Here is a 20772-nt window from a genome sequence, read left to right as displayed (position 1 = left end):
AGTTTTCATAGTTTTCATAGTTTTCATAAAATAATACCAATTCGCTTAATTAAGTGATCTATTTTGAGGCTGGAAAAACGTGTTGATAGGTAGGCAGAAATTCGCTATTTAGTTGTTCTAAATGAGCATTTTTTAACGCAGGTAGCGACACGTTTAGCCCCGCAAAATGATTAAGTATTATTGCGGATTGGTATAAGTCCTAAATGTGTAAACACGTTTCAGGATAAGGCAGTTCCAGAAAACAAAAAGCCCCGGCTAATGCCAGGGCTTTTTTACAAAACTAACTTAATTAAAAATTAAGCTTGTTTTGGACTAGAAATAACGTCTACTAAAGTCCAAGATTTATTCTTAGAAATTGGTGCGCATTCACGGATAGTAACTACGTCACCCGCTTTTGCTGTGTTATTTTCGTCATGTACGTGTAACTTAGTCGTACGTTTAATGAATTTCCCATAGATTGGGTGCTTCACATAACGTGCGATAGCGATAGTGAAAGATTTTTCCATCTTGTCGCTGATTACACGGCCTTGAAGAGTACGAATTTTATCGCTCATTATTGACCTGCCTTCTGGTTAATAACTGTTTTTACACGCGCGATATCGCGGCGTACTGTTCTTAGCGTGTGTGTCTGAGCTAACTGACCAGTGCTAGCTTGCATGCGCATATTAAATTGCTCACGAAGTAGTCCTAGAAGTTCAGCATTAAGCTCTTCTACGCTTTTATCTTTTAGTTCGCTAGCTTTCATCACATTACCGTCCGAGTTACGAAAGTTGTTTTGAATGGCAGTTTACGAGCAGCAAGGTCAAACGCTTCACGAGCAAGCTCTTCTGAAACACCTTCCATTTCGTAAAGTACTTTACCAGGCTGAATTTCAGCAACCCAATATTCAACAGAACCTTTACCTTTACCCATACGAACTTCAAGAGGTTTTTCTGTAATCGGTTTGTCAGGGAAGACACGAATCCAGATTTTACCTTGACGTTTCACGTGACGCGTCATAGCACGACGAGCTGCTTCGATTTGACGAGCAGTCATACGGCCACGGCCAGTTGCTTTCAATCCGAAAGTACCGAAGCTTACTTTGTTACCGTTTTGCGCTAAACCGCGGTTGCGGCCTTTGTGCATTTTACGGAATTTTGTACGTTTTGGCTGTAACATTACTCGCTACCTCTACTTAGCACTTTTCTTGGCTTTCTTTGGTGCGCGTTTAGCTGGCTTCTCTTGCTCTTGTACTAATGGTAAACCACCAATAACTTCGCCTTTGAAGATCCAAACTTTAACACCAATGATACCATAAGTGGTTAAGGCTTCAGAAGTTGCGTAATCGATATCAGCACGAAGAGTATGTAGAGGTACACGACCTTCACGATACCATTCTGAACGTGCGATTTCAGCGCCGCCAAGACGACCGCTAACTTCAACTTTAATCCCTTTAGAACCGATGCGCATTGCATTTTGTACCGAACGCTTCATAGCGCGACGGAACATAACACGACGTTCTAGTTGAGAGGCAATGCCGTCTGCTACTAGTTGTGCATCTAGTTCTGGTTTACGTACTTCAGAGATATTAATCTGAGCAGGTACACCAGCGATTTTAGTTACCGCTTGACGTAATTTTTCTACGTCTTCGCCTTTTTTACCGATAACAACACCCGGACGAGCCGTGTGAATTGTTACTCGGATTGATTTTGCTGGACGCTCAATAACGATTTTAGACACAGAAGCCGTTTTTAATTCCTTAGTAAGGAATGTACGAACTTTGTGATCGCCAAAAAGCTGTGCAGAGAAATCTTTTGAACTCGCGTACCAGGTAGAAACCCAAGGTTTAGATATACCTAGGCGAATACCAGTAGGATGAACTTTTTGTCCCATTACTTATACTCCTAGCTATCTGAAACCATAACAGTGATATGGCTTGTACGCTTAAGGATGCGATCTGCGCGTCCTTTAGCACGAGGCATAATACGTTTCATTGTAGGACCATCGTCCACAAAGATCGTTGTTATACGAAGCTCATCAATGTCAGCACCTTCGTTATGCTCTGCGTTAGCAATAGCAGACTCAAGTACTTTCTTAACTAATACAGCCGCTTTCTTAGGGCTGTACGCCAGGATTTCTAGTGCGCGATCTACAGGTAACCCGCGGATCTGATCTGCAACTAGACGTGCTTTTTGCGCCGAACCAGAGGCGAATTTATGTTTAGCTAATGCTTGCATTTATCTTCCCCTCTTATCGTTTCTTCGCTTTCTTATCCGCAGCATGGCCACGGTAAGTGCGAGTTGGTGCAAATTCACCTAGTTTGTGACCGATCATTTCGTCAGAAACGAAAACTGGTACGTGCTGGCGACCATTATGGACAGCAATGGTCAATCCGATCATGTTAGGTATGATCATTGAACGACGGCTCCAAGTTTTAATTGGCTTTTTCTCACCGCTTTCCAAAGCTTTCTCTACCTTCTTCAGCAAGTGTAGGTCTATAAAAGGACCCTTCTTGAGAGAGCGTGGCATGGCTATTCCTCAATATTACTTAGTACGACGACGTACTATAAATTTATCCGTACGCTTGTTCTTACGCGTCTTCGCACCTTTAGTCGGTTTACCCCATGGAGACACAGGATGACGACCACCAGATGTACGACCTTCACCACCACCGTGTGGGTGATCTACCGGGTTCATGGCAACACCACGAACTGTCGGACGAATACCACGCCAGCGATTTGCACCTGCTTTACCAAGTGAACGAAGCATATGCTCAGCATTGCCTACTTCACCTAGAGTCGCACGACAATCAGATTCAACTTTACGAACTTCGCCTGAACGAAGACGTAATGTTACATACTGACCATCACGAGCAAGGATTTGAACGTATGCACCAGCAGAACGTGCGATTTGAGCACCTTTACCTGGTTTTAATTCTACGTTGTGAACAGTCGAACCTACAGGCATATTACGCATTGGTAATGCATTACCAGGTTTGATTGGTGCATCAACACCAGACTGGATTGCATCGCCAGCTTTTAAGCCTTTTGGTGCGATAATGTAACGACGCTCACCGTCTGCATATAATACAAGAGCGATGTTTGCGCTACGATTTGGATCGTATTCTAAACGTTCAACAGTGGCTGGAATGCCATCTTTAGTACGTTTAAAATCGATTAAACGGTAATGTTGTTTATGACCACCACCGATATGACGAACCGTAATACGACCATTGTTATTACGACCACCTGATTTAGAGTTTTTCTCTAAAAGTGGTGCGTATGGCTTACCCTTATGTAGATCAGAGTTAACCACTTTAACTAGGTGACGACGGCCCGCAGAAGTAGGCTTACACTTTTGAAGTGCCATAATTCTATCCCCTTATTACTCGGCGCCGCCGACAAAGTCTAGCTCGCTGCCTTCTTTAAGAGTAACGTAAGCTTTTTTCCAGTCGCTACGACGACCGAAACGTGCGCCAGTACGTTTTGTTTTACCCTTAACGTTAAGTGTGCGAACACCCGTTACTTCTACTTCAAAAAGCTTCTCAACTGCTACTTTAATTTCAGCTTTAGTTGCGTCATTTACTACTTTAAAAACAATAGTATTGTTTTCTTCAGCAGCAATTGTGCTTTTTTCAGAGATATGTGGAGCAAGGATCACTTTTAAAAGACGTTCTTCGCGAATCATGCTAGCGCCTCCTCAAGTTGCTTAACAGCAGCGGCTGTAATAAGTACCTTATCGAAAGCAATTAAGCTTACAGGATCGATACCAGCTACATCACGTGTGTCAACCTTATAAAGGTTACGTGCCGATAAGAAAAGATTTTCATCTACTTCTTCAGTCACGATAAGAACATCTTTAAGCTCAAGTTCTTTAAGCTTAGCAACTAGTTCTTTAGTTTTTGGTGCTGCTAGAGCAAAACTTTCAACAACGATTAAACGCTCTTGACGAACTAATTCAGATAAGATGCTTTTAATCGCACCACGGTACATTTTACGGTTTACTTTTTGGCTGTGGTCTTGTGGTTTAGCTGCAAAGCTAACGCCACCTGAACGCCAAATTGGGCTACGGATTGTACCGGCACGTGCACGGCCAGTACCTTTTTGAGCCCATGGTTTTTTACCACCACCGCTTACTTCAGAACGTGTCTTCTGAGCACGAGTACCTTGACGAGCACCTGCTGCGTATGCAACAACTACTTGGTGTACTAATGCTTCGTTAAACTCACGTCCAAAAGTAGCTTCAGAAACTTCAAGACCGCCAGAAGCGTCTTTAATTGCTAATTCCATCACTAAATCTCCAGGACTTATGCTTTAACAGCTGGTTTAACGATAACGTCACCGCCAATAGCTCCAGGTACTGCACCCTTAACTAAAAGCAAATTACGCTCAGCGTCAACGCGAACTAGTTCTAAGTTTTGAGTCGTTACACGCTCAGCACCCATATGACCGGCCATTTTCTTACCTTTAAACACCTTACCAGGTGATTGGTTTTGACCGATTGAACCAGGAGCACGGTGAGATAGAGAGTTACCATGTGTCGCGTCTTGCATGCTGAAATTCCAGCGCTTAACACCACCTTGGAAACCTTTACCTTTAGAAGTACCGGTTACGTCAACCTTGTTGATTTCGTTGAATAATTCAACAGTAAGCTCAGCGCCTACTTCAAAATCGCCTTCACCACCGTTAAGGCGGAATTCCCACAGACCGCGACCCGCTTCAACACCAGCTTTAGCGAAATGACCCGCTTTAGCTTTGTTTACACGACTTGCTTTTTTAGTGCCTGCGGTTACTTGAAGCGCGTTATAACCGTCTGTTGCGTCAGATTTGATCTGAGCAATGCGGTTAGGTGTCGCTTCAATAACTGTCACAGGGATAGATACACCATCTTCAGTGAAGATTCGTGTCATACCCACTTTACGACCGACTAGACCTAATGCCATTTTCCTAAAACCTCTCTAATCTTTCGATTAACCCAGGCTGATTTGAACATCAACACCAGCAGCAAGATCTAAACGCATAAGCGCGTCTACAGTCTTGTCAGTTGGTTCTACGATGTCTATCAGACGTTTATGGGTGCGGATCTCGTACTGATCACGCGCATCTTTATTAACGTGCGGTGAAGTTAGTACAGTAAAACGTTCAAAGCGTGTAGGTAGTGGGATTGGACCACGTACTTGTGCGCCAGTGCGTTTCGCAGTTTCCACGATTTCTGCCGTTGATTGGTCAATCAAACGGTGGTCAAAAGCTTTTAGGCGAATACGAATGCGTTGATTTGACATTCTTAACCTCAATATAAAGAGCATATAAAAGAGCATAAAAAAACGACCGAAACAATCTTAAAACTTAAGATGTCGGCTGTTTGATTATATCTACGTTGAGTTCCAAATCGGAACTCCTGTTTATTAGCTTGAAATCCAAGCTTAATTTATCCTTTCTAATTCCCAGAGGAATTTTGAAAGCCTGCGTATTATAGAGGTATTGGTGATAAATGCAACAACTATTTAGAAACAATGTAATGAATACTAATTTGATTAAATATGCGTCCATACATGTTCAATAGCTATACTTGAACTAATGCTTTTGATGCTAGTCAACAAACAACTAAACATCTTAATTGCGCAAACTAAGGGATTTTTAGATATTATGGTATCCTGTTGCGCTAATTTTGCCCTTAATACTCTCAATATGGTGAGTCGATGCGTATTTTTAATTATTGTTTAAATGTTATGTCTGCTGGATTTAGTCGCTTATTTGTGAAAAGCAAAGTGCTGCCAGAAAATCCTATTAAACAGTATGATCTAAACCCTGAGTACCCTACATTTTACATAGTGCGTTTAAATTCACGTTTTGATTTAGCCGCGCTGGCACATGTTTGTAAAAAGAATGGCCTACCTAGCCCAACAGAAGAGCAAGTGCTAGGGACTCAAAATTTAGACCGTTTTATTGGTATTAAAAATCCTCCACCGTTATTTGGTGATGAAGCAAAACCAACCAATGCTTTAGCCCAAGGCAAGCAAATTATTGAGTACTTAATAAAAAGCGGTCAGCAAAACGTACAAGTGGTGCCTGTTACTATTTTATGGGGGCGCGATCCAGGTAAAGAAAAGCCAGGACTACGTACTTTAATTACACACTCTCTTACTCCAAGCTGGTTTAGAAAGTTTTTTGTGGTGTTATTTTCAGGGCGCGATAACTTTATTCGCTTTAGCCAACCACTCGACTTATCACTTTTAGTCAATGAAAAAGCCGACGTAAGTGAGTTACCTCATAAATTATTACGCGTAGCGCGTGTTCACTTTAAGCGCCAAAAGCTAGCTGCTACAGGCCCTAAAATGCCATCTCGTGAGCAATTGTTTAATTCATTATTAGCGTCACCTACTATAAAAAAAGCAATTCAAGATGAAGCTAACGCTAAAAACATTAGCCAAACAGAAGCTCGTCAAAATGCACTTAAGCTACTTGATGAAATAGCCGCTAATTACTCTGAAGCAATGATACGTGTGGCCGAAAGGTTTTTAACTTGGTTATGGAATAAGCTTTATAATGGTATTGATATTAAACACGCCGAACAAATTCATGAACTAACAGATAAAGGCCATGAAATAATTTATATGCCTTGTCATCGCAGCCATATGGATTACTTACTGCTTACTTACTCTATTTATCATTTAGGTTTAGTACCTCCGCATATAGCTGCAGGTATAAATCTTAACTTTTTCCCTGCCGGAGGCATATTTAGACGCTCTGGTGCGTTTTTTATTCGTCGCTCGTTTGCAGGTAATAAACTTTATTCTGCCATATTCAAAGAGTATTTAAGCCAACTGTTTATTAAAGGTTACTCTGTTAAGTTTTACACGGAGGGCGGTCGAAGCCGAACTGGACGCTTACTGCCGCCTAAAACGGGTATGCTATCTATGACATTACAAGCAATGCTACGCGGAATAGACAGACCAATATCTATTGTTCCTGTGTACATTGGCTACGAGCACGTCATGGAAATTAACACCTACCTTAAAGAGCTAGATGGTAAAGATAAAAAAGGCGAATCTATATTTGGTATTTTTAAGGCAATCAAAAACCTTAAAAACTACGGTCGTGGTAATTTAAACTTTGGCGACCCAATCTCTATTAACCAATACTTAAACGATAACCAACCTGATTGGCGTGATTCAATACATCCAACTGACGTGCAAAAGCCACAATGGTTAGCATCACAAGTAACTAAACTTGCCGACCAAGTAATGGTTAAAATTAATAATGCAGCGGCGCTTAATGCGGTTAACTTACTAGCGATGATATTGCTGGTTAATGATAAGCAAGCATTGAGTAAACCAAAGCTATTAGCACAGCTTGATTTTTATCTGCGCTTACAGCGTGATGCCAGCTACAGTAATAAAGTAACTACACCAGACGAAACACCAGAGCAATTACTAACGCATGCATTAAAGCTTAATAAGTTTGAAGTGATCAGTGATGAGTTTGGCGAAATCATTACGATTAGCGATAAAGAAAAAGTACTGTTTAATTACTACCGAAACAATATTTTGCACTTGTTTGCAGTACCAAGCTTAATTGCACTACATCTATTTAAACAACACAGCACTACGATTGCTCAATGCCAGCAACTTGTAAAAACATTTTATCCGCTATTTGCTAAAGAGTGGTATTTACAACCTCTTGATGAAAACTATATAACGCGTATTTTAGCTAACTTTGCTGATCAAAATTTAATTGAGTTTGATGGCGATAACATTCATATAACGAACAGTAATGACTGCCTAGCTAAGCTTGAAATGCTTGGACGAGCACTTAGCTTTACTCTACAACGTTACGCTATTGTAATTGGTTTTATTCAAACAAGTGATGGCATTGAAAAAGCAGAACTTGAAAGAGAAAGCCAAGTACTCGCACAACGTTTAGGTACACTGCACGGCATAAAAACACCTGAGTTTTTTGACAAAAAAGTACTTGTTAGTTTTATCGAAAACTTACGTGGCGAGTCATTAATATCAGAGGGTGATAAGGGCTTAGTAGGTAGCACACAACTATGTGAAACCTACGCACACCTTAAAACATTACTGCCAGCACGCGTCTGGCAGTCAATCAGCGATATAGTTCAAGATCAGTGTAACTAGCAATGCATTTACAGAAGGGGTTAGCGCTGACGCATAACCCCTTCTTGCATTGTTGAAGCAACCAAGTTGCCTTGGCGATCAAAAAACTGCCCCCGTACCAAACCACACCCATTACTCGCACTTGGACTATCAATTGAATACAAAATCCAATCATCCATTCTAAATGGACGATGAAACCACATTGCATGATCAATAGTAGCTACTTGCATATTTGGCTGCATAAACGATACACCATGAGGTTGTAATGCAGTTGGTAAAAACTCAAAATCAGACGCATACGCTAATAAGTAATTATGGATACGCTGATCGTCTGGCATTTCACCATTAGCTTTAAACCAAATATGCTTTACCGGCTCCATAACCTCTGGTTTAAACGGGTTATGAAAAGTAACCGGTCGCATTTCAATTGGCATTTCACGGGTAAACTTATTACGGATAACCTCTGGGATATGCGAAGCGTTATCTTGGTAAAACTCAAGCGATGAACGTAATGCTTCAGGTGCGGGAACATCAGGCATTGTCGCTTGATGCGATAACCCATTTTCTTCACCCTGAAATGACGCGGTCATATAAAAAATAGGTTTACCGTACTGAATTGCTTTGACTCGGCGCGTACTAAAGCTCTTACCATCACGAATAGTTTCTACATCATAAACAATGGGTTTAGCCGGATCGCCTGGGCGTAAAAAGTAAGAATGTAATGAATGAACTATTCGCCCTTCAGGTAGGGTTTCTTTGGCAGCAGAAAGCGCCTGCCCCATTACTTGACCACCAAATACAGCACCAAAACCTAAATCTTGGCTTTGTCCTCGATATAAACCTTGCTCAATTTCTTCAAGTGTTAACAACGACAATAAATCATCTAATACTTGGCTCATTATTTCTTCCTCATTACCCTAGTGTCCAAATGATACTATACAATAGTGGGAAGTAAATATTTGTTAGGAATACTGTTATGGCTTACTGGCTATTTAAAACTGAACCCGATGCGTTTTCATTAGATGACTTAAAAAACGCACCAAAACAAACGACTCTTTGGGAAGGTGTGCGTAATTACCAAGCACGAAATTTTATGCGTGACGACGTCAAAGTCGGTGATTCAGTCATGATTTATCATTCGAGCTGCAAACACGTGGGCGTAGCCGGCATTGCCGAGGTTACCAAAGAAGCCTACCCAGACCCCACTCAATTTGATTTAAGCAGCGACTATTACGATGCAAAAGCCACCAGCGACAAACCACGTTGGGTTGTTGTTGAGGTTACTTATCAAAGCCATTTAAAAAAATTAATTAGCCTTAAAGATATTAAAGCCAATGACAATATTACTGAAATCGCACTTAAAAAGGGCGGACGACTATCAATAATGCCTGTTACTAAAAATGACTGGGATGAAATAATCAAAATGGCGCAGTAATACCCTATCGGTTTGACCTAATTTCATTGAGTTTGATATGATCTATATTGACTTATAGCTGGAGGATTAATGAAATTACTGTATTGGTTAGATGAATGGTTAACTCTTCCGCGCAATGAGCAACAAACTCGATTACCCATGACGGGTAATGATTTACTCGGCGATGTATTTGTTAAGTATGATTTTGTTGACGTTAATAAACCCCTGCTTTTTACCTTCTCCCCTGCTGGCACTAACGTGCAAGAGCAAGATCTTCACCCTGATTTTGCACCATGGGGTTATCACTTAGCTCAAAAACAAAACGTAAACGTAATCGCTTTTCAGCATTTAGGTAAAAGTAATTGGTTTCGTAATCGTAATTTAATCTTTTTTCTAGAGCAATTATCAACATTACTTACGCCGTTTAATTGTCGACTTGGCTATGGTTTAAGTCGTGGCGGATTTGCTGTTGGCGCTTTTGCTAAACTATTAAAACTAAACCAAGTATTGTTCTTCCATCCGGTAAGTACTAAAAATAAAGAATTAGTACCGTGGGATGACCGCTCTAGTACCGATATAGCTCAGCAGTTTGATTGGCAGCAAGATTATCACGATCTAGATTTAGGAGATGCCCAAGGCTATATTATTTACGATCCTACTAATCGTATAGACCGAATGCACGCTAAGCGCTATAAGCAGTTAACTCACTTACGAGTATTTGGTATGGGACATGGCACACATGCCACATATTTGAATAAGTTTGGATTTTATAAGCAAGTAGCCGTCGATTTTATCCAGCATCAGCAAATTGATATTGCGCAATTTCGTCTGCAAACTAAAACCTTACGCTTTAAAGAGGATTATTACAAAAGCCTTAATAAAGCGAATGTAAACTCAGCTCACCGTCAAACACTATTAAGCAAAGCTCATAATATTTTGATTGATGAAAAAGAAGTTCACGTACAGGAACATCAGGCAAAAATTGATATTCAGCCATTAATAGATGTTGCCCTTAAGCATCAAGATGAGCATCCTAATGATGCCATTCAGTTATTAGAAGTTGCTCAACAACTTGTACCTGACGATCCTTTAATTGAGCATAAAATTAAGCAACTAGAAGAGTAATTACGCCAGTAAAAGCGGCTGTAAAGGCCAACTACTCTATTTAACCTTTTTCTTTTTGTGCCCATACTTGGGCACAATGGCAAAGTACATCATTAACCCTAACCAAGAAAATATAATTATTCCCATTAGCCAGCCATTCTTTTCATGACCCTGTGTACGCTTACTGTTGAGTACAATAACGACAGGTAATATATAAGCACTTAAAACAACAATTAAAAATACAACTTCATTCATTATTTTTCTAGGCTCGACCAGTCTACTTCACTACTTAATACTCGATCTACCGATATATAGTGCAAAATATCGCCTTCACTTACTTTGTAATCTAATGGTGGGTTTAAATCCATATTTTGCGCACTTAAATTATGAGCAACACCCAACAGTATTGCATCATGCTCAAGCTTAAAATGATGAAACAAAGTACCAAACTCCATATCTTTGCATCCGTTTGGTATTTTCAAGCTAAATTGTGTATCACCATGCAAAGTAGATAGCAGCTCCTCTTGCACACGGCTCGAACCTGGATCTTGCATTGAGCGTACTAGTATCTCAGCTGATTTTGCACTACTACACTCTACATTTTGGCAATGCTCTAACATCATCTCAACTTTGGTTTCATCTAAAAAGTGAGCGCTTATATGGCAATCATCTTTTACTAAGCGACTAATGCGCAGGGCTGTTGTAAATGTCTGATCGTCATCTTGACCATCAATAATCACTTTATCAGCACTACGAATAGCTACCCGCTCTAGCTCAGCTAAATTTGTAAAACTCGTTAAACGTGCAAAATCAACGCTTTCGTTAGCTAAAAAAGGATGATCCATTTGCTCTGTGACCGCGAGTAAAATACGACGGTCTGTACGTTTCGTATCTGCCAAAATGTAATCAATCATCTTTTTTGTACGAGTGTCGTGCCAACCAAAAATAATAATATGGTGGTTACTGTGGGCAAAGTTTTTATCACCAGTCATAGCGCGCCTAATTAAGTAAGTAACAGTTTGTCCTGCTTTTCCTAGCAAAACACCAAATAAAGCTAAACCAAATGGAATTTGTATTAATGCAACCACCCAACGACCAAGATCAGTAGTTGGACTAAAGTCACCATACCCCACTGTTGATGTTGTTACTGTGTAATAGTAAAAAAAGGTAGTAAGCGAGGTTAACGCTTTCTCATTCGCTATAAATAGTAAGCTCCATGTTAATAGCATATGAGTCAAAATAGCTAATGCCACTGCTTGCCAACTCAACTGATCTATATGAGCGCGAACAAGTAACGCTAGCCTTTTAAATATCACCGGCATAATACAAAGTCTTCGTTAGTAAATTATCTATAAACAGTACGTTACTGTAAGCGATGCTTTTAAGCAATGTTTAAGCTTTTAACCGCAAATATTAGACTAAATGCTGTTTGCCAATGGTGATTTTTCATGATTAATTAGCGTTAAAATAATAACCAAAACAGTTGTGCTTATGCTTAATAAAATAGCCCGCCCTTTTACTAAAATTGTAGAGCGCTATCTTCCCGACCCTTTTATATTTGTAATTTTACTTACAATAATTACTCTTGTCAGTGCGAGCTTATTTACAACCGCAACTAACATTGAAGTATTACAAGCGTGGGGAGGTGGGTTTTGGAACTTATTAAGTTTTGCTATGCAAATGCTGCTAGTGTTAATTACAGGCTATATGTTGGCAAGTACGCCACCTATAAGTAAGTTATTAGAAAAGCTAGCAACATTTGCAAGCACCGCACCTAAAGCAATTATATTAGTCACGCTTATTTCGCTTTTAGCGAGCTGGATAAATTGGGGATTTGGCTTAGTTATTGGTGCCCTTTTTGCCAAGGCAATTGCTAAACATACTCGTGTTGATTATCGATTATTAGTAGCCAGCGCTTACTCAGGTTTTGTTGTATGGCATGGCGGATTAGCGGGTTCGATTCCTTTAACTATCGCAACCGATGGTCACTTTTCAGAGGCCAGCATTGGTATTATTAGTACAGAGCACACTTTATTTGCGGGCTTTAATATAACCATATTAGTTGGTTTATTCATTATTATGCCGCTCGTTAATCGCTATATGCTGCCAAGCGAGCAAGAAAGCGTATATATCGTCCCAGCTCTTTTACAAGAGACAACACCTAAGCCCACAACAATAACCAGACCTGCCCAACATTTGGAACAAAGTAAACTACTCGGTATGACAATTGGCTTATTAGGTTTGGCATATTTAGGCTATTACTTCTTTATTACTGGCGGAAACTTAAACCTTAATAGCGTTATTGCCGTATTTTTGTTTTTAGCTATTACGCTGCATCAAACACCCCATAATTTACTTAACAGTCTGCAACAAGCAATTCCAAGCGGGGCTGGCATTGTTATTCAATTTCCTTTTTATGCTGGCATTATGGCGGTAATGGTTGATAGCGGATTAGCACAACAGATATCACGTGGCTTTATTGCCGTTGCAGATGCTGATAGCTTGCCATTTTTTAGTTTTATAAGTGCAGGACTCGTTAATATGTTTGTACCCTCTGGCGGCGGCCAATGGGCAGTACAAGCGCCTATTGTTATACCCGCAGCACAAGAGCTAGGTGCCGATATATCTCGCGTTGCAATGTCTGTTGCGTGGGGTGATGCGTGGACTAATTTAATTCAACCTTTTTGGGCATTACCCGTCCTTGCTATCGCAGGCTTAAAAGCAAAAGATATTATGGGGTTTTGTGTTGTGCAGCTATTTGTAACGGGGGTATTTATTGCGTTGATGCTAAGTTTTTATCCGTAAGTATTTTGGTAATAAATACGCGCGATTTTATATCGCGCTTGCTAGCTGCAAACCAAAAGAACTAAGCAAGAAAATAAAGTTAACTGGTAAGTCATTTAATATCACCAAATAATTTCACCTAGTACTAATAAATTACAAATCATGTGAGCGATGATGCAATACCACAAGTTACCCGATAGATGACGAAGTAGTCCCATCAAGCAAGAAAATACAAACACAGAAATAAAAATTTCAACTTGATCATACTGCCCATGTATCAATGTAAACACAATACTTGGGATAATAATTGCGCCAATAGCTCCCAAGGCGGTTTTTTTCAGCCTATAGAATGCCACTCCTCGAAAAACTACTTCCTCATATATAGGCCCAATAAATACTACTGCAAAAAGCAGCAAAATTTTATCTAAAAGCGAGTTTGTTTGTGCTTTAATTTCTAACATAAAACCTGGCACGGCGACTTCCATAAAACTAAAAAACCCTTGTTCCAGTAAAACGTAAGCCGCTGTTAATAGCACAGTAATGATTAAAGGAAAAAGGGCCATTTTTTTTATTGCTAAGTGCCCAATAACGTCGCTTTTATTTTGCGCTTCAAGAGTAGACTTTAAAAATGGCAACGTAAGTACAGCAGTAATGAAGGTAGATATAAAAAGGTAAATAGCATTGGTTTTGAATACTAGTGATCCACCATCCAATAAAAAAAGGATCACGTTTGAGGGTATTGGGAGCACCAGTAAAAAAAAGGCCAACCAATAAAGCGTGAACAATAAATATTCCCCTGTGCTTTGATTTACTTGCTGTTTTATCGCATCATCCATAATTTATCAGCTCACGAGTTATTGTTATTTTTCATTCCCAAGGAAATTACCCTATCAATTACCCCACTAAGAAACAAGCCAAAACTAATATTTTGCTATCGCCACACAAACTAAAATAAACACGGTTAGTTTTATTTAGAGCGGTTGGCAAAGGTAATTGCTCTTTTAAAACGCCCACTTTGCTGAGCGACAGCTTCCTTTCTAAATAACATCCAGTTGATTCGCTAAGATTGTTCTAATTTATATTACACTAGAATTCAATTAACAATAAATCAACATAGAAAGTTAAAAAATAAAATATTAATGCAAAAAACTAACTTATGTTGTTGGAAAAATAAAAATACTAGCTCGATAAAATAGTCATCGGCAGGCTCAATATTGGATTTTCTGAATCGGCAAAGTGCATCATTACAGCTACATGCCCCGCTACTACAATTGCATACATAACTGCTGAAAAGCCTTGGCCATATTTATCTAGTGGCATTAAGTGTGAATAGTGACGGCCTCGCCATTCAAATACAATTTCCAGCGCACCTACAAACAAAAAGAATACCAGTAACATTAAGCCATATGTGTAGCTCAGCCATAAACCAAACAGTACACCGAGTAAACATACACTTAGGCCAATCCATGAACGCATTGAAAAGCTAATACTTTTTAATACATGGCCGCCATCAAGCGGCAAAATAGGTAACAAGTTAAATAAATTTAATAACGCACTAAGCACCGCAACACCTGCAAATATTTCCATCTCGGTGGCGTAATATAAAACGACACCCAGTACCGAGGTAATTAAACCAAATGCAGGCCCCATCAGTGATATAACGACATCTTGCCAACGGGTTGTTATTTTATCGTCACTTACAGCAAGCCCTCCAACAAACGGGATTAAGTAAATACCTTTGGTTTTTATGCCAAAGTATTTCATTGCTCGCACATGGCCGTACTCGTGTACGACTAAGCAACCAATTAGCATTAGTGCAAATTCAATACTAAATAACCACGCATAGCCTGCAACAGAAGCCCCTGCAAGCACTACTTTAATTACCTTAGCGCTTTTAAAAAGCTTAAAACCTAATGCAGCTAGCCCTAAAAAGCCTTTTTTAGGTGAGCCATTTGTAGGTGCTGGTAGCGCAAGTTGTGTTGCAAATTGATCATCTACAAAAAGCGAAATGCTTTGCTCTTCGACTGCCCCTGTATCGATACCTATTTTTTTATTGTCGTAAGTAAACTGATAGTAGTTTTCACGAGGGTTATCAAAGGTAATGGCTTGTTGCGCATGAAATACCTGCACAATTTTTTGCCCAGACACCATAAGCGAAAATGGTTGCTCGGCTAAAGTAAGATCTATTCTTATCATAATTAAGACCGTTTAAAACAATGGCGCTAGTATACCTAATCAGCTCAAAAACACGAGGGAAGGTGCTAGGTAACTATTTTCAAAATAAAAGCATTTGATACTGACAAAATAAAAAAACACTACTACTTTTATAGTAACTCCAAGCGATACATTGAAAGGGATAACAGTGAAGAAGATAGTGCCTAATATTTTAGTTGTTGACGATTCAAAAGCAATTTTGATCGTTATGGAAGCTATACTTAACGAATTGGGTATGTCCAACACTATAACTACGTGTCTGAATGCAAAAGAAGCGCTTGAAAAAGTTAAAGAGGATATCAACTACTTTGATGCTATTTTTACTGATCTCAATATGCCCGAAATGGACGGCATGGAATTAATTCGCCACTTAGGAGAGCTACATTATCAAGGCGGTATAATAATTGTTTCTGAAATGGACCATAAAGTTATTAGCTTAGCTGCTAATCTCGCGAAACAACATAACGCGCACCTCATTGGTAATATTTCAAAGCCAGTGCAACTGTCTCAGGTTAGTAGGTTACTTACTAAAGTGGCGCAATTAAACAGCCACACTTTATTAAAAGAGCCAGCCATTTCAAAAGATGAGCTTATTGATGCATTAAAAAACGATGAAATAACGCCTTTTTACCAACCAAAAATAAACGCTGATAACAATAAAATTGAAAGCGTTGAAGTGTTAGCGCGTATTTTATCAAGTAAAGACGACAATATTATTTTACCTTGCCGTTTTATAAATACTGCCGAACAACACAACTTAATTAATCAAATTACATTTTCTCTTTTTGAAAAGGCCACCAGCGAATTCAAAAATATGACAGCACAACTAGGTCATGATTTTAAAATGGCCTTTAACTTATCGCCAACCCAGCTCGATGACCTAAACTGCCCTAATAAATTACTACTTATTTTAGAATTAAACCAACTCACGCCTAGTAATATAATTATAGAAATAACAGAACAACATGCACTCTCAAGCCTCATGCAATTAGAAACACTAAATAGATTAAGAATGCATGGCTTTGGTATATCGCTAGACGACTTTGGTGTTGGCTTTACTAATATGAACCAGCTTCGAAACCTTCCTTTTACTGAAATTAAAATAGACCGTTCACTCATTAGCCATATAGAAACAGATTTATTTTCTCAAGTGGTTGTAAGTTCGTTATTTAATATTACGAATAAAGATCATTTAGATTTAGTGGCAGAAGGCGTTGAACGCCCAGAAGAGCTCGATTATTTAAGGCACTATAGAAGAAACCTAGCCATACAAGGTTTTTTATTTAGTCGCCCTAAACCACAAGACGAATTTATATCTTGGGCTAAAGATTGGCTAAAAACTGATGGCAGCCCCGCTTAAAGCGGAACTAATATTTACTCGGGGCCTGTTAGCTAATTATCACCCCGAGTGTGTTTATCTTCTTCACTAACTATATGTGCACTACTTGCTAAGCGTTTGTGCCAACGCTGCCTTGCTACTGCGCGCATATTAGTAGATTGGTCACGCTCATCTACAATCTCTAGCCCCATTAAAGCTTCAATCATATCCTCTAACGTTACAATACCCTGCACGTCACCGTACTCATCAACAACTAAGCATATATGAGTGCGCTTTGTTAAAAGTGTTTGCAGTAACGACGATACGTTCTGAGAAGTTGGTACGGTATAAATAGGCTTAATCAATTTGCTAATTTTGTAATCGGTGCCTAAGCGGTGAAATGCCAGCATAATATCGTTTTTATGCACAAACCCAACGATATCATCGGCATCTTTATCAAATACCAACACTCTAGAAAACGATGACGATCCATGTTCATTTAAATACTGATTAACTGTTAAATCTTTATGGATTTTGAAAATAACAGTTCGCGGCGTCATTAAATCACATAATTTTGCATGCTTAAAATGCAACAAATTACGTATAATATCAGATTCATCTTGATGTAATGCTCCCGACTCCGTGCCTATATCTGCCATTGCCTCTATCTCTTGACGAATATAGTAAGCCTCATCGTGCTTTGGACCCATTAAATTTGTTAGCTTTTGAGCAAACCATACAAAAGGCTTTAGCGATATAACTAAAAACCGCAAAGCGTAGGTAACACTTGGGGTTAAAGCTCGCCAGTAATTAGCCCCCAAGGTTTTAGGTATAATTTCAGAAAGAATTAATACGAGAAATGTCATAATGGCTGATGCAATACCTACAGCCGCATCGGAAAAAACGACAGCCGCTTGTGCGCCAACTCCCGCTGCACCTGCAGTATGGGCAACTGTATTTAAAGTTAAAATAGCAGCTAAAGGCTGATCTATATTGTTTTTAAGCTTTTCGAGCTGTTTAGCAAGCTCAGGGTGTTTTTTTCTAAGTGATGCAACATAGCTGGGCGAAATACTTAATAACACAGCCTCCATCACAGAACATAAAAACGAAATAACAATCGCCACTACCATATAAACTATCAGTAAAGTCACTTTCTCTCCTCTATATTGGATATGTGAGCATGGTAACAATACATGCTATATTTGGCCAAACTTCCAATAATAATAGGCATAATAATGAAATTTAGCGCACCATGGTGTCATCAAAATAAGCTATTTAAGTACGCAGCAGCTCTTTTAACGCTTAGCAGCTTAAGCTTTGCTGCAATAGCTGCACCATTGGATAAATCAAAAATTCAGTTTATCGGCCCACTTGCCGAAGACATGCAGTTAAAGCCTTTTCAGACACCTCATGGTAGTGCGATTATTAACAACCTATTGCCGCAACTACAAGCAGACAAAGATAGTTTTTCTGTATTTGGGAAAAAACAAAACTGGCAGCCATTTAATAAAATCAATGCGCTCACTTTAGGTGGGTTACAGGCATTAAAGTTTGATATTGAAACAACCCGCTTTACCCAGGGTACGCTTACCTTAAAAGGGATTGAGCAAGGTCAGTTATTTATTAATGGCGAACTACAAACAGGCGATAAAAATAGCTATAAGTTAGCTTTAAATAACAGTACTCACACTGTTTTAGTAGTAGCCCAGCAAGTAGCTAATTGGCACGATGTAACGCTTGATTTTGCACCTAAAAGCGACATTGATAAAATTACGCTCAGCACTTCACAAACAAAACGTTTATCTGCAAAACAACTATTTGATGCCCCTACAATTAGCCAATTATCACTCGCACCTAATGCCAAGCAGTACGTTACAACCACTCGTACTTATAGTGATAAAACACAAAATCAAGCAAATACAGTTACCGTTCTTAAAGATTCAGACAATCAAACGCTTTATCGCTTTGAAGCAGGCCAACCAAGTAACATTATTTGGAGTCCAGATAACCAATATTTAGTGTATTTGTTAAATGGTGAGCTTAAACAACTTAACCGTAAAAACCTCTCAATAAAAACATTAGCAAACGATTTAGAAGGAGCTAATGGCTTTACCTTTTATAACGACACCAGTCTTTTGTTTAGCTGGTCTAAATCACCTGAGAGTACTGATAGCTTAACTAAACATTATAAAGGTCTGCAAGATCGCTGGTCGTATGCACGTTCCATCAGCCAAATTTATATGCTTGATACTAAAAGTGGTTTAACAAAAGCACTTAGCCAAGGTCCTCTTTCTTACAGCCTTGAAGATTCAAATAGTAACCGTGGCAAAGTATTAATGAGCCGCCCAGTAATGGCAATGCAGGCATCAACTCACCCAGAAACAGAGTTAGTTGAACTCGATTTAAAATCAAATAAGTTTTCATCGCTTGGTAAATTCAAAACATTTAATTTAGCTAAATACGCAAATAAAGATATTTATGTAGTTGCAGGCCCTGACTTTAAAAATGGCGCAGGCAGAGCACTACCAAAAGCAATGCTTGCTAATAACTACGACGGGCAACTTTACCTACTTACTGAAAGCGGTAAAAACGTAAAAGCACTCAGTAAACAATTCGACCCCGCTATTGCCCAACTGCACGTTTTAGAAAACGGCGATGCGCTCATTAAAGTAACAGAGCAAGACACTCAACCACTTTACCTATTTGATTTGAGTAAACAGCGCTTTAAAAAGTTAAATACGGGATTGGATATTGTTGAACAATTTAGTTACTCACACGACCGTAATACCGATATTTTATTAAGTGGCACTAACGCTTTAGCACCACAACAACTAAAGCACCTGAACGTAAGTAAAAATAAAACAGATTTAATATGGGATTCAAAACCAAGTAGCTATGCAAATACACGACTCCCTACATTAGAAGAGTTTAATTTTAAAAATAAACATGGGGTTGAAATAACGGGCCGTGTTTACATTCCAAGCAATTTAGATAAAACTAAAAAGCACCCAGCGCTCGTGTATTACTACGGCGGTACTTCACCAGTTACGCGTGGTTTTACAGGTCGTTACCCGTTTAACTTATGGGCAGAAAATGGCTATGTTGTTTATGTAGTGCAACCTACTGGCGCAACAGGGTTTGGACAAAATTTTTCAGCGCAGCATGTTAATGCCTGGGGCGACTACACCGCAGACGATATTATCGAAGGCACGCAAGCCTTTTTAAATAAATACAACTATGTTGATAGTAAAAAAGTAGGTAACTTAGGGGCATCGTACGGTGGCTTCATGACCATGTTATTAGCAACTAAAACCGATATATTTAGTGCTTCAATAGCTCATGCGGGTATTTCTAATATTACCTCGTATTGGGGTGAAGGTTGGTGGGGCTACTTATATTCTGGCGAAGCATCAAAAAATAGCTTCCCGTGGAATAACCCTGAGCTTTACAGCCAACATAGCCCTGTATTTCATGCCGACAAAGTAACAACACCTATGCTACTTCTTCATGGTGATAGCGATACCAATGTACCTTTTGGCGAAAGCTTAACAATGTACACTGCGCTTAAACTGCTTAATAAGGACGTAGAGTTAGTCGAATACAAAGGCGCCGACCATCAAATTTTTGCACGCGATAAACGATTTGATTGGTGGAACACCATGCTCGCATACTTTGATAAAAAGCTAAAAAACGAGCCTCAATGGTGGGACTCAATGTATAAAAATGACTGAGCCTGAACCTTTAAAATAACGACTTAATACAGATTTATTAATAGTAATATTAATTATTTAGCACCTTTTAATTAGTTTAAAGGTGCTAACCTCATCCTCTAATAACGTCTTA

At 39.3% G+C, this 20772-nt stretch carries 23 protein-coding genes; 6 read left to right on the top strand and 17 right to left on the bottom strand.

Going from position 1 to position 20772, the window contains the following annotated elements:
* Positions 1-296 precede the first annotated feature (296 nt).
* From rpsQ to rpsJ, 11 genes are read right to left on the bottom strand one after another with little or no spacing between them, the layout of a single operon-like run.
* Complete coding sequence (gene rpsQ / locus H5120_RS19000) at positions 297-554, bottom strand: 30S ribosomal protein S17 (protein ID WP_002957888.1); 258 nt, start codon at positions 552-554, stop codon at positions 297-299.
* The gene (rpmC, locus tag H5120_RS18995; protein ID WP_002957889.1) at positions 554-745 is read right to left on the bottom strand and encodes a 50S ribosomal protein L29; all 192 of its coding nucleotides are present in this window, start codon (positions 743-745) and stop codon (positions 554-556) included. The genes rpsQ and rpmC overlap by 1 nt, the downstream gene beginning before the upstream one ends.
* Positions 745-1158, bottom strand: coding sequence for a 50S ribosomal protein L16 (gene rplP, locus H5120_RS18990; RefSeq protein WP_002957890.1), 414 nt, complete (start codon positions 1156-1158; stop codon positions 745-747). The genes rpmC and rplP overlap by 1 nt, the downstream gene beginning before the upstream one ends.
* Before the next feature lie 12 nt (positions 1159-1170).
* Complete coding sequence (gene rpsC, locus H5120_RS18985; RefSeq protein ID WP_002957891.1) at positions 1171-1872, bottom strand: 30S ribosomal protein S3; 702 nt, start codon at positions 1870-1872, stop codon at positions 1171-1173.
* A gap of 11 nt (positions 1873-1883) precedes the next feature.
* Positions 1884-2216 carry a 50S ribosomal protein L22 gene (rplV, locus tag H5120_RS18980; protein ID WP_002957892.1) on the bottom strand — a complete coding sequence of 111 codons (333 nt, stop codon included), beginning with the start codon at positions 2214-2216 and terminating at the stop codon, positions 1884-1886.
* Positions 2217-2229: 13 nt separating this feature from the next.
* On the bottom strand, positions 2230-2508 hold the full coding sequence (rpsS, locus tag H5120_RS18975) for a 30S ribosomal protein S19 (RefSeq protein ID WP_004588689.1): 279 nt from the start codon (positions 2506-2508) through the stop codon (positions 2230-2232).
* 15 nt (positions 2509-2523) lie between these two features.
* The gene (rplB, locus tag H5120_RS18970) at positions 2524-3348 is read right to left on the bottom strand and encodes a 50S ribosomal protein L2 (RefSeq protein ID WP_002957895.1); all 825 of its coding nucleotides are present in this window, start codon (positions 3346-3348) and stop codon (positions 2524-2526) included.
* A 15-nt stretch (positions 3349-3363) separates the two neighbouring features.
* The gene (rplW, locus tag H5120_RS18965) at positions 3364-3666 is read right to left on the bottom strand and encodes a 50S ribosomal protein L23 (RefSeq protein ID WP_002957896.1); all 303 of its coding nucleotides are present in this window, start codon (positions 3664-3666) and stop codon (positions 3364-3366) included.
* Positions 3663-4268 (bottom strand): 50S ribosomal protein L4, encoded by a 606-nt coding sequence (rplD, locus tag H5120_RS18960; protein ID WP_002957897.1) that lies wholly within the window; start codon positions 4266-4268, stop codon positions 3663-3665. Before rplD ends, rplW begins: the two co-directional genes overlap by 4 nt.
* Positions 4269-4285: 17 nt before the next feature.
* Positions 4286-4921, bottom strand: coding sequence for a 50S ribosomal protein L3 (gene rplC, locus H5120_RS18955; protein ID WP_002957898.1), 636 nt, complete (start codon positions 4919-4921; stop codon positions 4286-4288).
* A 27-nt stretch (positions 4922-4948) separates the two neighbouring features.
* On the bottom strand, positions 4949-5260 hold the full coding sequence (gene rpsJ, locus H5120_RS18950) for a 30S ribosomal protein S10 (protein WP_002957900.1): 312 nt from the start codon (positions 5258-5260) through the stop codon (positions 4949-4951).
* A gap of 417 nt (positions 5261-5677) precedes the next feature.
* Between rpsJ and plsB the strand changes: the two genes are divergently transcribed.
* Positions 5678-8116 carry a glycerol-3-phosphate 1-O-acyltransferase PlsB gene (gene plsB / locus H5120_RS18945; protein ID WP_182675768.1) on the top strand — a complete coding sequence of 813 codons (2439 nt, stop codon included), beginning with the start codon at positions 5678-5680 and terminating at the stop codon, positions 8114-8116.
* A 20-nt stretch (positions 8117-8136) separates the two neighbouring features.
* Here the strand turns inward: plsB and tesB are convergent, their stop codons facing one another.
* The gene (gene tesB / locus H5120_RS18940; protein ID WP_182675767.1) at positions 8137-8994 is read right to left on the bottom strand and encodes an acyl-CoA thioesterase II; all 858 of its coding nucleotides are present in this window, start codon (positions 8992-8994) and stop codon (positions 8137-8139) included.
* Between the two features lie 77 nt (positions 8995-9071).
* Between tesB and H5120_RS18935 the strand changes: the two genes are divergently transcribed.
* Entirely contained in the window at positions 9072-9530 is a 459-nt protein-coding gene (locus tag H5120_RS18935) for an EVE domain-containing protein (protein ID WP_024597276.1), read from the top strand.
* 69 nt (positions 9531-9599) lie between these two features.
* A complete protein-coding gene (locus H5120_RS18930; RefSeq protein ID WP_182675766.1) occupies positions 9600-10634 on the top strand; it encodes a cytosolic protein in 1035 nt (344 codons plus the stop codon).
* A 36-nt stretch (positions 10635-10670) separates the two neighbouring features.
* Here the strand turns inward: H5120_RS18930 and H5120_RS18925 are convergent, their stop codons facing one another.
* The gene (locus H5120_RS18925; RefSeq protein ID WP_182675765.1) at positions 10671-10868 is read right to left on the bottom strand and encodes a PLDc N-terminal domain-containing protein; all 198 of its coding nucleotides are present in this window, start codon (positions 10866-10868) and stop codon (positions 10671-10673) included.
* Complete coding sequence (locus H5120_RS18920; RefSeq protein ID WP_138489748.1) at positions 10868-11935, bottom strand: potassium channel family protein; 1068 nt, start codon at positions 11933-11935, stop codon at positions 10868-10870. The genes H5120_RS18925 and H5120_RS18920 overlap by 1 nt, the downstream gene beginning before the upstream one ends.
* A 169-nt stretch (positions 11936-12104) precedes the next feature.
* Between H5120_RS18920 and H5120_RS18915 the strand changes: the two genes are divergently transcribed.
* On the top strand, positions 12105-13418 hold the full coding sequence (locus H5120_RS18915; RefSeq protein WP_182675764.1) for a short-chain fatty acid transporter: 1314 nt from the start codon (positions 12105-12107) through the stop codon (positions 13416-13418).
* A gap of 101 nt (positions 13419-13519) precedes the next feature.
* Here the strand turns inward: H5120_RS18915 and H5120_RS18910 are convergent, their stop codons facing one another.
* Together H5120_RS18910 and H5120_RS18905 are read right to left on the bottom strand one after the other, a co-directional pair.
* Positions 13520-14233 carry a CPBP family intramembrane glutamic endopeptidase gene (locus H5120_RS18910; RefSeq protein WP_182675763.1) on the bottom strand — a complete coding sequence of 238 codons (714 nt, stop codon included), beginning with the start codon at positions 14231-14233 and terminating at the stop codon, positions 13520-13522.
* Positions 14234-14576: 343 nt separating this feature from the next.
* The gene (locus H5120_RS18905) at positions 14577-15593 is read right to left on the bottom strand and encodes a metalloprotease (RefSeq protein WP_182675762.1); all 1017 of its coding nucleotides are present in this window, start codon (positions 15591-15593) and stop codon (positions 14577-14579) included.
* A 166-nt stretch (positions 15594-15759) separates the two neighbouring features.
* On the opposite strand from H5120_RS18905, the gene H5120_RS18900 reads away from it, so the two are divergent.
* On the top strand, positions 15760-16971 hold the full coding sequence (locus H5120_RS18900) for an EAL domain-containing protein (RefSeq protein WP_182675761.1): 1212 nt from the start codon (positions 15760-15762) through the stop codon (positions 16969-16971).
* A gap of 32 nt (positions 16972-17003) precedes the next feature.
* On the opposite strand, the gene H5120_RS18895 is transcribed toward H5120_RS18900, so the two are convergent.
* Positions 17004-18080 (bottom strand): hemolysin family protein, encoded by a 1077-nt coding sequence (locus tag H5120_RS18895; protein WP_002957910.1) that lies wholly within the window; start codon positions 18078-18080, stop codon positions 17004-17006.
* Between the two features lie 84 nt (positions 18081-18164).
* Between H5120_RS18895 and H5120_RS18890 the strand changes: the two genes are divergently transcribed.
* On the top strand, positions 18165-20660 hold the full coding sequence (locus H5120_RS18890) for a S9 family peptidase (protein WP_182675760.1): 2496 nt from the start codon (positions 18165-18167) through the stop codon (positions 20658-20660).
* The last annotated feature ends 112 nt before the right edge of the window (positions 20661-20772 follow it).

This window comes from Pseudoalteromonas sp. SR43-2 (assembly GCF_014163885.1).
Classification (GTDB): Bacteria; Pseudomonadota; Gammaproteobacteria; order Enterobacterales; family Alteromonadaceae; genus Pseudoalteromonas; species Pseudoalteromonas distincta.
The sequence above is the reverse complement of the archived record's forward strand: the minus strand, read 5'-3'. Positions and strand labels throughout refer to the sequence as shown.